Source organism: Thermoleptolyngbya sp. M55_K2018_002 (assembly GCF_015295965.1).
GTDB classification, from domain to species: domain Bacteria; phylum Cyanobacteriota; class Cyanobacteriia; order Elainellales; family Elainellaceae; genus Thermoleptolyngbya; species Thermoleptolyngbya sichuanensis.
This window is the reverse complement of the sequence record NZ_DVEA01000248.1, coordinates 1-13,207: the sequence shown is the minus strand read 5'-3', so window position 1 is coordinate 13,207 and position 13,207 is coordinate 1. Positions and strand designations below refer to the sequence as shown.

Below are 13,207 nucleotides of genomic sequence, written 5' to 3'. Positions count from 1 at the left end.
TTTTAAGGGGGGGGAGGGGGGATCGACCGCTACGCCTCACCGAAGGTCGTAAAGTGCCAGCCCTTGCGCTGGTCGCCTGTGATGTCAAACACGACATGCTTGACGATGGTGTATTCCTCCAGGGCGTAGTGCGACATGTCTTTGCCAAAGCCGCTTTGTTTGAAGCCGCCGTGGGGCATTTCGCTGGCGATGGGCAGGTGGTCGTTGATCCATACGGTTCCGGCTTGCAGCGCCTTTGCCATTCGCATGGCCCGCTGCACGTTCAGCGTCCAGCAGCTTGCGGCGAGTCCGTAGGGCGTGTCATTCGCTAGGGCGATCGCCTCTTCTTCCGTCGAAAAGCGCTTCACCACCGCCACCGGGCCAAAGATTTCCTCACAGACGCAGTTGGCGGTTTGCGGCGGATCTACGATGATTGTCGGCGGGAAGTAGAAACCCTTGTCGGGCACGTCGCCGCAGGTAATCACCTGAAGGCCCTGCTGCTTGGCCTCTTCAACGTAGCCCTTCACCTTGTTCAACTGGGCCTGGCTAGAGAGGGGGCCGATGTCCGTGCCTTCGGCAAAGGGGTCGCCCACCTTTACCTGCTTCGACAGTTCCGTAAACCGCGCCAGGAATGCGTCAAACACCGACTCGTGGACATACATTCGAGTGGCGGCGGTGCAGTCTTGCCCAGAGTTGACGTAGGCTCCGACCACCGCGCCGTGGGCAGCGGCTTCGATGTCGGCATCCTCAAACACCACAAAGGGTGCTTTGCCGCCCAGTTCCAGGGTGACGCGCTTGATCATCGGGCTGGCGAGTTCTGCGATGCGCTTGCCCGTGCGAGTGCTACCCGTAAAGCTGATCATGCCGATGTCGGGGTGGGTGCAGATAGCTTCGCCGACTTCCACGCCGCCCGTGACGATGTTGATCAGTCCGGCGGGCAGTCCCGCTTCCAGGGCGATCTTGGCCATCTCGATTGTCGTGGTGGGCGTGTTGGGGGCAGGCTTGAGGACGATGGCATTGCCAGCGGCGATCGCCGGCGCAATTTTCCACACCGCCATCATCAGCGGATAGTTCCACGGGGTGATCGCGCCAATCACGCCGATCGGCTCCCGCCGCAGCAAGCTGGTGTAGCCGCCGACATACTCCCCTGCGGCCGCCCCTTCCTGCCGCCGCACCACCGACGCAAAATAGCGAATATTGTCAATCGAGAAGGGAATGTCGCCGTTGATCGTCAGCTTCAGCGCCTTGCCCGCGTTCTTGCTTTCTAGGTGAGAGAGTTCCTCGCTTTTGGCTTCCAGCAGGTCGGCAAATTTCATCATGGCGGCGCAGCGCTCGCCGTAGGACAGCGCAGCCCAACCGGGTTGAGCCGCTTTCGCCGCTGCCACGGCCCGCTCTACGTCTGCGGTGGTGCCCATCGCCACGGTTGCAAAGACTTCGCCCGTGGCAGGCTCGATCAAGTCCTGACTGCCGCTGCTGACTAGCTCTTCGCCAATCACCATCGGGTAGTGGATTAACTTTTCTGTCGTAGAAACCATAAAAACCTCGGTTCGGGGTAAGAATCCCACACGCTTGTCAATCAGCTTGTCAATCGGCCTGTTAACCAGTTTGTCAATCAGCCGAATCAACTGCTTTGCGTTGAGCCTCTGGCGCTATCGAACGGGCGATCGCCCCTGCATCGAACGCTGCCCTTTGATTGGCTATCAACTGATTGGCTATTAACTGATTGGCTATCAACTGATTGGCCATCAACTCGGGTCGGCACTGACACTAACTCACACGAATCGCCAACTGGTTCGCCAGCAGGCTTGTCAGCGGGTTCGCCAGCAAGTTCGCCGGTGGGTTCGCCAGCAAGTTCGCCAGCGAGTCTGTCAACTGGTTTGCCAGCGGGTTTGCCGGAAACTCGCCAGCAGGTTTGCCAGCAAGTTTGCCAACTGGTTTGCTAGCAAGTCTGCCGACTAGTTCGCCAATTTGTTTCGCCAATTTGTACAGATAAACGATCGCGACTCCCAGCGGAGTCTAGCTGTATACCACCCTAATATCTGTCGGCAAAAGTGGGGGAGGAACGTCATATTTTTTTGTGGCGCTGGGTGTTGGGCGACATTATGACGAAATCTTGCCGCCCGACTGCAAAACGCGGATTCCCTTGTGGAACCATGAGTGGTTTCATCATGAGTGGTTTCATCTGGAAAGCGCAGATATCTTAATCCATGCCCGACAAGTGGGAATACCCCTAGTTTGCTGCGTGGGATCTGGCTTTCCATACCCTGGTGCTGGCGGTGGTGGACGGGTCAGGATGATGCGTTGGCCGATGCGCCAGAGTCGCTGTTGGGATGGCGCTGGCTCACCTGCTCGACAAAAAACTCTTCGAGCGATCGCCGCGCCAGGTTCATCCCCACCAACTGCCCGCGCATTAGCTCCAGACTGGCGATAAAGTCCTGCGGGTGGCCGTGCAAATGCCCCTGCCACAGCCCCTCTTTGAATTCCAGATCGGGAATCCACTGCTGCAAAACGTTGGGCGTGCTGCCGCTGACTTTGACGAAATAGCGGTCGGCGGTGCCCAGTAGTTCTGTCAGCGTGCCGATGGCAATGAGTTCGCCTTGGCACAGGATGGCAATGCGATCGCACACCTTTTCCACATCGGACAGGACGTGGCTATTGAAGAAGATCGTTTTGCCCTGGTCTTTCAGCAGTTGGATAATTTCGCGGATTTGGTAGCGGCCGAGCGGGTCTAGCCCCGACATCGGCTCGTCTAAAAACACCACTTCGGGATTGTTGATTAGCGCCTGAGCCATGCCAACTCGCTGCAACATGCCCTTGGAGTATTGCCGAAGCTGCTTTTTCTCCGCAGCAGCCCGCGACAGCCCCACTAGGTCAATCAGTTCGGGAATGCGCTTGCGCTGCACGTCAGCGGGAATCTGGAACAGCCCAGCGGCATATTGCAAAAACTCGCGCCCGGTTAGGTAGTCGTAGAAGTAGGGATTTTCCGGCAAATAGCCGACTCGCTGCTTGACAGAGCGATCGCCCAGGGGTTTGCCCAGCAGCAGCCCGCGCCCCGCCGTGGGTCGAATAATGCCCAGCAAAATTTTTAGCAGCGTCGTTTTGCCTGCGCCGTTTTGCCCCAGCAGCCCGAAGGTTTCCCCTTCGTAGATTTGCAGCGAACAGTCTTTGAGGGTCGAAATTTTTTGGTTGAGCCAGAAGCCCGTGCGATAGACCTTGCGGAGATGAGAGGTCAGCACGACCGCAGGGCGATCGCTAGGACTAGACAGGGCAGCAGGAGGAGACGAATCCATCGGAATAGCTGAGGGGACGGCATCTGTAAGAAGCTGTACTCAATCTTAGACCAGGACAGGGGTGGTGAACCCTCCCGCATATCTTCCGGAGAACCTTCTAGAAAATGCAGGAAAATGGGGTAGTTTTGCAAATATTTTGCGAAAAAGCTTGTAGCTTAAGCAGATTTAAATCCTACCCTGGGGTATTGTGCAAACATCAGCGCTACTGTTAAGGCCATCGTAGTAATGGATGGCGATCGCCCAAGTCTTGCTTCAAGCTCTGCGGATGATCGGGTGATTAGCCTGCGGCTGGCTGAGTTTGATCAAACGCCCCAACGCTTACCTTCTATAAAAATCTGTGACCCTTCCCGTCCGATCGGTGATTTCCCCCCGCCCTCTCCGATTCGCACAGCCCGGCCTCGCCTATGTTTGGAAACAGGGCGCTGTTGCTGTTGCGTACTACGCTGCGGCTCAGTTTTCAATTGCCTATGCCACACTGCCCGACGCTGCCTCCACGCCCGTCTGGTTTGCAGGGGGCATTGCGGTGGGGGCGATGCTCGCCTACGGAGTCGAACTCTGGCTTGGCATCTTTGCCAGCATTCTGGTGCTGGAGTTTATCTTCTTTAAGGGTTGGGAAAGCACCAACAGCCTAATGCTGGCGATCGCCGTCACCTTCATCGCCACGCTGGGCAAAGTTATTGCGGCAGTGTGGAGCGATCGCCTCACCCAGTCCCGCTCTCCCCTAGACTCGCCAGCCGATGTGGTGCGGTTTATCCTGGCGGCGTTTCTCAGCCATCTGCCGATTGGGATGCTCTGCGCGGCGTTGGTTTGCAACTTTGGCAAAGCGCCCTGGGCCGCCTATCGCCAGATCTTTATCACCTGGTGGCTGAGCGATGCCTTTGGCATCGTGCTAGTGGCTCCGCTGCTGTTGGCCTGGAGCAGCACGCGATCGCTCGATTTGTTCCAGTTTCGCAACGCCATCCGGCAGCACTGGCTAGAAGCAGCCGTTATGGTGGTGCTGGTGATTGGCATCAGCGAAGTGGCGCTGGTGGACAAATACCCAGTGGAGTATCTGCTGATTCCGGTGATTGTGTGGGCGGCGTTTCGGTTTCGGTCGCCGGGGGCCACGCTGGTGATGGTGCTGCTGTCGCTGCTGGCGGTGATTAGCACGGCAAAGGGCCTGGGTTCCTTTGCCCGCAGTTCGATGAACGAGTCGCTGCTGGTGCTTCAGTCGTGCATCGCGGCGATCGCCCTGACGACGCTGCTCCTGTGCGCCGTGCTATATCAAAACGACCAGTCCAAACAAGCGCTGCGAGACGCAAATCATAGCCTGGAAGACCGGGTGCAGCAGCGCACAGCAGAACTAGCCCAAGCCAACGCGGCAATTGTGGATTTGAACGAGCGGCTCAAGCAAGAAAACCTGCGAATGGCGGCCGAACTGGACGTGGTGCGCCAGATTCAGGGCCTGATCCTGCCCACGCCAGAGGAACTGAGCGCAATTCAAACGCTGGACGTGTCTGCCTTGACTGACCTGACCGATGAAGACAGCACCGACTATTTCGACGTGGTGGAAACCGATGGCATCGTCACCCTCAGCGTTGGCATCGTGGGCGGGCGCGGACTGGAAAGCGGCGTGCTGATGCTGATGGTGCAGACGGCCGTGCGGACGCTGGCAGAATTGCGCGATCGCAGTTCGGTGCGCTTTTTGCAAACCCTGAACCGGACGCTGTATAAGAACATCGAGCGCCTCAGCGCCCAGCAGCAGCTAACCCTGGCCGTGCTGAATTATCTCAACGGCAGCCTCAGCGTCAGCGGGCAGCATGAAGATCTTGTGGTGGTGCGGGCTTCGGGGCGCGTCGAGCGGGTCAGCATGACCGAGCTGATTCTGCCGCTGGGGCTGGAGTTTGACATCACCGCCTTCACCAAACGCGCCTCCGTTGAACTGCAACCGGGCGACGGCATTGTGCTATACACCAGCAGCCTGCCCAGCGCCCTAGATGAAAATGGCGTGATGTATAGTCTTGATCGCCTGTATCGTGTCGTGGGTCAGCATTGGGCCCAGCCAGCCAGCGCTGTCCACCGAGCCGTCATTCAGGACGTGCGCCAGCACATGGGGCAGGAAAACGTGCTGGATAATCTGTCGCTGCTGGTCTTGAAGCGCCGCCTGTAGGTCAACGCAGGGCCGCTGAGCGGTAAAATAGGCGATCGCTGTGCGTCTCCATCCAGCGCCCAGACCAAATCCCTAATCTCTAACCCCAGACTCCTGAACTATGACCCAGACCTACCGCATCACCCTCCTCCCTGGCGACGGCATCGGCCCCGAAATCATTGCGGTGGCGGTCGATTTGCTAAAAAAAGTGGGGCAACAGCTTGACCTCCGCTTCGAGTTTCAGGAGGCGCTGCTGGGTGGGGCGGCCATCGACGCAACGGGGAGTCCCCTCCCTGCGGACACGCTGGAACTCTGCAAAAACAGCGATGCCGTGCTGCTGGCGGCGATTGGCGGCTACCAGTGGGACACGCTGCCCAACGACCAGCGGCCGGAACGCGGCCTGCTGGGGCTGCGGGCTGGGCTGGAACTGTTTGCCAACCTTCGCCCCGCCAGCATTTTGCCGCAACTGGTCGATGCCTCCAGCCTCAAGCGCGAGGTGGTGGACGGTGTGGACATTATGGTGGTGCGAGAGCTAACGGGCGGTATTTACTTTGGGCAGCCGCGGGGCATCTTTACCAGCGAAACGGGCGAACGGCGCGGCGTAAACACGATGGTCTACACCGAGTCGGAAGTGGAGCGGATTGGGCGCGTCGCCTTTGAAGCTGCCCGCAAGCGCCGCAAACAGCTCTGCTCCGTAGATAAATCCAATGTGCTGGAAGTCTCGAAACTGTGGCGCGACACGATCACGAAACTGGCGGCCGACTATCCCGACGTGGAGCTAACCCATATGTACGTGGACAATGCGGCTATGCAGCTTTTGCGAAACCCCAAGCAGTTCGACACGATTGTTACGGGCAACCTGTTTGGCGATATTCTCTCCGACGCGGCGGCCATGCTGACGGGCAGTATCGGCATGTTGCCGTCTGCCAGCCTTGGCTCCTCGGGCCCCGGCCTGTTTGAACCCGTCCACGGCTCTGCCCCGGATATCGCAGGTCAGGACAAGGCCAATCCTCTGGCGCAGGTGCTGAGCGCGGCGATGATGCTGCGTTATGGGCTGAACGAACCGCAGGCGGGCGATCGCCTCGAACGGGCCGTCCTTAAAGTCCTCGATCAGGGCTATCGCACGGGCGATATTATGTCCGACGGCATGACCCTGGTGGGCTGCAAGGCGATGGGCGAGGCGCTGCTGGCGGCGCTGGAAGACTAGCAGGTTGCCCTCATCCCCCAACCCCTTTTCCCAAGTCGGGAGAAGGGGAGCAAGAGAGGCTTGAAGTCCCTCTCTTGCTCTGGTAGAGGGATTAAGGGTGAGGGGAATCAGCAACGTTGCACATCCGGTTGCTCAATCCGGCAGCGTCAGGGCCAACTGGTAGAGTTCGCGGCGGGGGAGTTGGGTTTGCTGGGCAAGCTGGCGGCTGGCCTGGGAGCGGGAGAGTCCCTGCTGCATCAGAGCAGCGAGTTCGGCTTTGAGGGCGGCTTCCGACAAAACGACGGGGGCGGCTATGCTGCCGGCCAGCAGGACAGTGTATTCGCCCTGGGGGTCGCGGGTTTCGTGGTGGGCGATCGCCTCCTGCACCGTGCCGCGCCAAAATTCTTCGTGCAGTTTGGTCAGTTCCCGCGCCAGCACAATGGGGCGATCGCCGCCAAAGGTTTCCGAAAAATCCGCCAGGGTTTGCCGCAGGCGGTGGGGCGACTCGTAAAACACCAGCGTTCGTGATTCGGACTGGAGCGCAGCGAGGCGATCGCGCCGCTCTTTCCCCTTGGCCGGCAAAAATCCCTCAAACGCAAACCGATCGGTGGGCAGTCCGGCGGCGCTGAGGGCCGTCACCACGGCGCTGGCTCCCGGAATCGGCACCACGGGAATCCCTGCCTCGACGCAGGCCGCCACCAGTTCATAGCCCGGATCGGAAATTCCCGGCATTCCGGCATCGCTGACTAGCGCAATGGACTGTCCCTGCTTTAGGCGGGCAAGCAGTTCCGGCAGGCGGCTGGTGCGGTTGTGGTCGTGATAGCTGATCTGCGGCGTGGTGATCTGGAAATGCTGGAGCAGCTTGCCCGTGTGGCGGGTGTCTTCGGCGGCGATCGCCTCCACCTCCTGCAAAATCCGCACAGCCCGAAAGGTCATGTCTTCCAAATTACCGATGGGCGTAGCGACGACGTAGAGCATTTTAGAAATTTCAAAGGCAATCTGGGTCAGCGACTCGCACCGAGCTAGCTTCAATCTAAGCCAACCCCGGCGGTAGGGGTTCTCCGCAGCGCTGATGCACAGTGGCGATTTTCTCAAATAGCCAGGGATGGGCCGCCCGATAGTGGGGCAATAGGGCCAGCGGACTGAGCAGGGCCGCGGTGGTCAGGTCGGCGGCGGTAATCTGGCTTCCCACCCAATACTCGCGGTCTTTCCAGTGCTGCTGGAGGTAGTGGAGGGCATCGGCCAGGCGATCGCCCGCCAGCTTGACCCGCGCTGCATTCATGCCATACTGGCGGCGCACGATGGCAATCACGGCCTGGCTCATCAGCGACGGGTCGATGGACTTGCCCGCGCCCGCACGATAGTCGTAGTAAACAAAGCGGGTGGCAACGCCGATGCTCTCGTCGAGCCAGTCTTCAAGCTGCTTCACCTGGCTGCGCTGAACCGGATCGGCGGGATGGTGCTGGTCGAGAAATTCAAAAATGTGGCTAGAGTCGGCGATCGCCCTTGGCTGCCCCTCTAGCTCTGGCAGCAGCACAGGCACGGTGGTAGTCCCTGTCAGCGGCTTTAGCTTCAGCGCGTGCAGCCCCGGAGTCAGATTTTCCACCGTAAACGGCAGTTGCTTATAGCCCAGCGCCAGCCGAGCTTTGCGGCAATAGTGGGAGGTGCTGAATTGCAGCAGGTGCATGGGTCTTGGGCCAATAAAAATCCACGGCAGATGCCTCTCTCAGCATACGCGCATTGGAATACACGCATTGCCCTAATTCCAGAGGGGCGATCGCCGTGGATGGCTGATCGAGATGAAAGTCAGGTGAATGAAGCTAGAACACGAGAATGCACTGAGTTAGCCAATACCAGCGATAGGCAGCCAAGCGATGAGTAGACGGTGAATGCGAAACGGCAGGCTAACTCACAACAAACTACGGCGTGGTCGTTGGCGAAGGCGCGGGCGACTCGGTGCCAGCAGGCGACTCGGTGCCAGCCGGCTCACTGCCACCACCACAAGCGCCCAGCATTGCTGCCAAACCCAGCGTGCAGACCAAAGCAACTAGCTTCTTGTACATTCGTAGCTCCTCATTCGTAGGGGTTTAAGTGTGTAGAAAAACATCCGAGAGGCTCGGAAGCAAAGCACTGTCTGCGTTTCAGACAGTCGGCACTTTACCGCAGGTGAATGAACAAAAATGAACCAAATCAGTTCTATCAGATCCCGTGAACAATGTGTCTCAGCCAACAATCAGAGGTTTTAATCGGTCGCAGGACATAGCTTTGGGTTGCCCCATCACTTGAATATTTCAGGTGAATATTTCAGGCTGTCTTGGCTGGATCGATTCCAGCCCGTTTTGGGAACGCTGAAGGCAGTCGCTGGCAACCGAATGACCCAAAGCGACCCAAGTTCAAATTCTGCCTCAAGCTGTTTCGGTCTGGCCAGCCATCCTCTAGCAAACAAGCTTCAGAAAATGGCGAAAACGGCTCCAGACCTTCCCAACTTTCATAAGATGTAAGGCAGATATCAGGCATCGCTTCTTTCACAAGTTCCCTGGACAGCATGGCACGGACGGGTGGATCATCGCGCACAACCCCAGCAAAGAAATCCCGGCTTCCCTCCGGGCGGATGCTGCTGCAATGGCTCAACCTGCGGCCAGAGGAAAGCGAGCGCACCTTTTTGATGTTTGCCTTCTACACCGCCACGTCGATTGGCGTGCTGTGGCTGGAGGTCAGCATTGCCGCCCTATTTTTGGATGAATATGGGGCAAACTCGCTGCCCTGGATCTACATCGTCAGCGCAGGCATTGGCACGGTTCTGGGCTTCTTTTACTCGCTGCTGCAAAAGTTTCTGCCGCTGCGCCAGGTGATTGTGGTGATCGCGGTGCTGATGGCGCTGCCGCTGCCGCTGTTTCGGCTGGGGCTGGCGATGCCGCTGATGATGGGCTATAGCGTATTTTTGATGCGGCTGTGGATGGAGGCGATTTATGTACTCAATGAACTGACGACCTCGATCACTGCCAACCAGTTGTTCAACATTCGCGAAATCAAGCGAGCCTATCCCATGATTAGCAGCGGCGTGCTGCTGGCGGATGTGCTGAGTGGGCTGTCGCTGCCTGTGCTGCGATCGCTCGTAGGGCTAAATAACGTCGTGCTGCTAGCGGGGGCCATGCTGATGATCGGGGCAGGCATTCTCTATCGCCTCAGCCGCTCCTACAGCCAATTCTTCCCCGATTCGCCCCGGCGACTGCTGCAAGAACGCCAGCCCGACTTCACCACGCGCCGACTGCGGCGGCCGCTCCAGCGGTATGTGGTTCTGCTGGTGGCGTTTTTTGTGATGGCGCAGGTGCTATGGCTGCTGCTGGATTTTCAGTATCTGGCGCAGCTAGAACGACGAGTCAGCGGCGAGCAGCTTGCCGACTTTTTGGCCTTTTTCAGCGCAATTTTGGGGACGTTTGAACTGCTGGTGCAGTGGTTTGTCTCTAGTCGGGCGATCGAGCGGCTGGGCGTGTTTGTGGTGACGATGGCCCTGCCTGCACTGATCTTCATCATCAGCCTAGTGTCGATGATGGGCTGGCTCAGCCTGTTTGTCGGCATGGTGATTTTGAAATTTGCCGATGAACTGCTGCGCTATACCGTGCTGGCTAGTACCGGCCCAATTCTGTTTCAGCCTGTGCCGGACAACGTTCGTAGCCGCGTACAGTCCATTGTGCGGGGCATTGCCGAGCCGTTTTCCTCTGGGCTGACGGGCGCGGGTATGTTAACGACGCTGTGGCTGTGTCAACACGTCTTCAGGGGCAGCGACCCGGACGCGCTGCAAGATGCCGAAAGCCTGGTATTCATGTTCCAGATTATGCTGTGCGGGGCGCTGTGGTTTGTGACGGTGTGGCTGCTGCGATCGCGCTACGTCGATTTGCTCGTGATCAGTGCTGACCGGGGCGAACTCAGCCTGTCCGATGCGGATCTGCGGACATTTAAGCGGGCGGTAATCGAGGCGCTGGGCAAGGGAACCGATGCCGACAAACAATCTTGCATTGAACTGCTCAGCCATATCGACCCGAAAGGCGTGGGCGAGGTGCTGGCTCCGATGCTGTCTGACTTTTCGCCCGCGCTCCAGCGCCAGAGCCTGCTGGTGATGACGGAAAACCCCAACCCGCTGTTTTTGCCACTGGTGCGATCGCTCATCGAACAACCACTGCCGCCTGATGTGCTTTCCATCGCCCTGCGCTATATCTGGCTGACGGACCCCGACCCCGATATCGAGCGGCTACGCCCCTACCTCAACCCGTCGGCTGATCCCGAAGTGCGGGGCACGGCGGCCTCCCTGATGCTGCGGCGGGGCACACTCGAACAGCGGGCCGAAGCCACCGACACGCTGCGGCGAATGCTGACCCACAAGCGCGAACGAGAGCGGGTGATGGGCTGTCGGGCGCTGGGCGAGGCGCTGTATCTGCAAGCTTTGCGAATCTACATCGAGCCATTGCTGCGGGACGAGTCGCTGCGGGTGCGCTGTGCCCTGCTAGAGGCGATCGCCGCCACCCGCACTGAAGAATACTACCCCTCGCTGCTGCGGGCGCTGCAATTCAAATCGACCCGCGAAGCCGCCATGCAGGCGCTGACTCGCCTGGGCGACGACGCAATTCCGCTGCTGATAGCGCTGGGCAAAGATATCTACAAGCCCGAAATCATTCGCGCTTGCGCCTGGAAAACGCTGGGGCGCATTGGCACGCCCGACGCGGTTCGCGCCCTGGTTCGCAACCTGGAAACCGCCTGGGGGCCCAGCCGCCGCACTATTCTACGAACCCTCTTGAAAATTCCTAACGAAATTGGCATTGACGCAGCAGCCGACGAATTGGGGCGGAGTGGCGTAGAGGAATTGATCAACCTGGAGCTAATGCTGATTGGGCAGGTCTATGCCTGTCTACTGGATTTGCCGCCGGAGCGGGTGCCGGGGCAAACCGCCGACCTGCTGCGCCGCGCCCTCAGCGATTTGCAAGACGATGCCCGACAGCGCCTCTTTTTGCTGATGCGGCTGCTGTATCCCTCCAGCGCAATTCAGGCCGCCGCGTTTAACCTACAGTCCCATTCTTCGGAGAGCGTGGCGCGGGGGCTGGAAATTCTGGATAACACGCTCGATATCCAGAGCAAGCGGGCGCTGCTAAGCATTCTCGATAGCCGCCCCGATTTGGAAAAGCTGGAAAACCTGGATGAGTTTGTGGACTATCAGCCCCTATCGCCGAGCGATCGCCTGCGATACCTGCTGGATCTGCGCCATTTTCTGTCCGATTGGGCCTTAGCTTGCAGCGTCCACGTTGCCCGTGAAAATCGCTGGAGCCTCACACCCGCTCAGATTATTGCCTGTCTGCAACATCCCACAGGGTTTGTGCGGGAGGCAGTGGTGGCTTATTTAGAAGTGGCCTCGCCGCGCACCCTGCGGGAGTTGCTACCCATGCTCCGCCGCGACCCCAATCGACTCGTCGCTGCCCAAGTCGAGCAACTGTTGCAGCGGTACAGCGCGGTTTCCACTCACAATGGCAACGGCAAGGTGCTCACCCACCCTGCAACACCGCCCGACCCACCGCCGCGTTTCAACCCACCCCGCCCGTCAGACCTGCCGATGGGCTGGGAGCCGACTTGACCGTTTCCAGGCAAAACTCGATTCGCAAACTGATTAGGCTCACTGAGCCTAGCAGGTTTGAGTTCAGCAAATTTAGCGAGTTCATCCTCGGTTTCATGCAGTTCAATAGACGTTCATGGTTCTTTCCTTCATGGGTCTTTCATGGGTCTTTCATGTTCATCGCTCTTCAATGAACGACTCGACTAGCGAGCCATCAAGCTGGCTCCGGCTGTAAATTTTCCTTTCGGTCGTGATTCAGCGAAATTTCTGGACAAAAGATGAATAGAATTCTCTGCATGGGCAACCTACGGATGGAACAGACAACACGCAGGGACTCACGCGCTGAGGACTGGGCATTTGGGAGCGGATGCTACAGGCTTTGGGTCGGGGTAGGGTTCACATTGGTATGCTGACGAGCGTTGATCGCCTTCTATTTGTGCGCGGTGTCCCCATTTTCAAAGAACTGCGGGACGACTTTTTGGTGCGCCTCGCTTCCATCATGGACGAGCAAGAATTTCCGCCGCAGCACACAATTGTCAGCCAGGGACAGGAGGGGCGATCGCTCTATATTTTGGTGAAAGGTAGTGTGCGCGTCCATGCGGACAACCAGGAAATTGCCCGGCTCGACAAGGGCGCGTGCTTCGGGGAAATGTCGGTGTTTGACGCGGAGCCGCGTTCTGCCTCTGTCACGACCATCGACCGCTGCGAGTGCCTGACGTTAACCCAGCAGCAGCTTTATGAGGCAATCGAAGAAACCCCCAGTATTGCTGTCAATATCATTCGTCTGCTGTCGCGCCGCATCCGCGAACAAAACCAGAAAATTAACAAACTCCAAAACGGCAATATCAACCGTCGCCTGTCTGATGGAATCTATCAAAAACTGACTGGTGTTTGAGTCGGGACACGGCACGAGGAGGCTGAGGGACGAGGTTAAGGGCGAGCGGACTGGCTAGATGACCCGGCTAGATTGGGCACTGACATACTTGAGACAGCAAACTTACTGCCCTCATCCCCCAACCCCTTCT

The 13,207-nt window shown here is 58.5% G+C and carries 10 protein-coding genes; 4 read left to right on the top strand and 6 right to left on the bottom strand.

What is annotated here, in order from left to right:
- Window positions 1–29: 29 nt before the first annotated feature.
- From IGS51_RS12315 to IGS51_RS12305, 3 genes are all read right to left on the bottom strand, one after another.
- Window positions 30–1,514: an aminobutyraldehyde dehydrogenase gene (locus IGS51_RS12315; RefSeq protein ID WP_297078656.1), complete on the bottom strand. Its 1,485-nt coding sequence runs from the start codon at window positions 1,512–1,514 to the stop codon at window positions 30–32.
- A 232-nt stretch (window positions 1,515–1,746) separates the two neighbouring features.
- Entirely contained in the window at window positions 1,747–1,959 is a 213-nt protein-coding gene (locus IGS51_RS12310; protein ID WP_297078655.1) for a hypothetical protein, read from the bottom strand.
- 308 nt (window positions 1,960–2,267) lie between these two features.
- On the bottom strand, window positions 2,268–3,269 hold the full coding sequence (locus IGS51_RS12305; protein ID WP_297078654.1) for an ABC transporter ATP-binding protein: 1,002 nt from the start codon (window positions 3,267–3,269) through the stop codon (window positions 2,268–2,270).
- Between the two features lie 337 nt (window positions 3,270–3,606).
- On the opposite strand from IGS51_RS12305, the gene IGS51_RS12300 reads away from it, so the two are divergent.
- Both IGS51_RS12300 and leuB read left to right on the top strand, forming a co-directional pair.
- Window positions 3,607–5,418 (top strand): MASE1 domain-containing protein, encoded by a 1,812-nt coding sequence (locus IGS51_RS12300; RefSeq protein WP_297078653.1) that lies wholly within the window; start codon window positions 3,607–3,609, stop codon window positions 5,416–5,418.
- A gap of 100 nt (window positions 5,419–5,518) precedes the next feature.
- The gene (gene leuB / locus IGS51_RS12295; protein WP_297078652.1) at window positions 5,519–6,604 is read left to right on the top strand and encodes a 3-isopropylmalate dehydrogenase; all 1,086 of its coding nucleotides are present in this window, start codon (window positions 5,519–5,521) and stop codon (window positions 6,602–6,604) included.
- Window positions 6,605–6,736: 132 nt separating this feature from the next.
- Here leuB and rsmI read toward each other — a convergent pair whose 3' ends face one another.
- The 3 genes from rsmI to IGS51_RS12280 form a co-directional block, all read right to left on the bottom strand.
- Window positions 6,737–7,561 carry a 16S rRNA (cytidine(1402)-2'-O)-methyltransferase gene (rsmI, locus tag IGS51_RS12290; protein ID WP_297078657.1) on the bottom strand — a complete coding sequence of 275 codons (825 nt, stop codon included), beginning with the start codon at window positions 7,559–7,561 and terminating at the stop codon, window positions 6,737–6,739.
- A gap of 55 nt (window positions 7,562–7,616) precedes the next feature.
- Window positions 7,617–8,270 carry a glutathione S-transferase family protein gene (locus tag IGS51_RS12285; protein WP_297078651.1) on the bottom strand — a complete coding sequence of 218 codons (654 nt, stop codon included), beginning with the start codon at window positions 8,268–8,270 and terminating at the stop codon, window positions 7,617–7,619.
- 232 nt (window positions 8,271–8,502) lie between these two features.
- On the bottom strand, window positions 8,503–8,646 hold the full coding sequence (locus tag IGS51_RS12280; protein WP_172355351.1) for a hypothetical protein: 144 nt from the start codon (window positions 8,644–8,646) through the stop codon (window positions 8,503–8,505).
- Between the two features lie 482 nt (window positions 8,647–9,128).
- Between IGS51_RS12280 and IGS51_RS12275 the strand changes: the two genes are divergently transcribed.
- A complete protein-coding gene (locus tag IGS51_RS12275) occupies window positions 9,129–12,203 on the top strand; it encodes a HEAT repeat domain-containing protein (protein WP_297078650.1) in 3,075 nt (1,024 codons plus the stop codon).
- A 385-nt stretch (window positions 12,204–12,588) separates the two neighbouring features.
- The gene (locus tag IGS51_RS12270) at window positions 12,589–13,077 is read left to right on the top strand and encodes a Crp/Fnr family transcriptional regulator (RefSeq protein WP_172355350.1); all 489 of its coding nucleotides are present in this window, start codon (window positions 12,589–12,591) and stop codon (window positions 13,075–13,077) included.
- Window positions 13,078–13,207 lie beyond the last annotated feature (130 nt).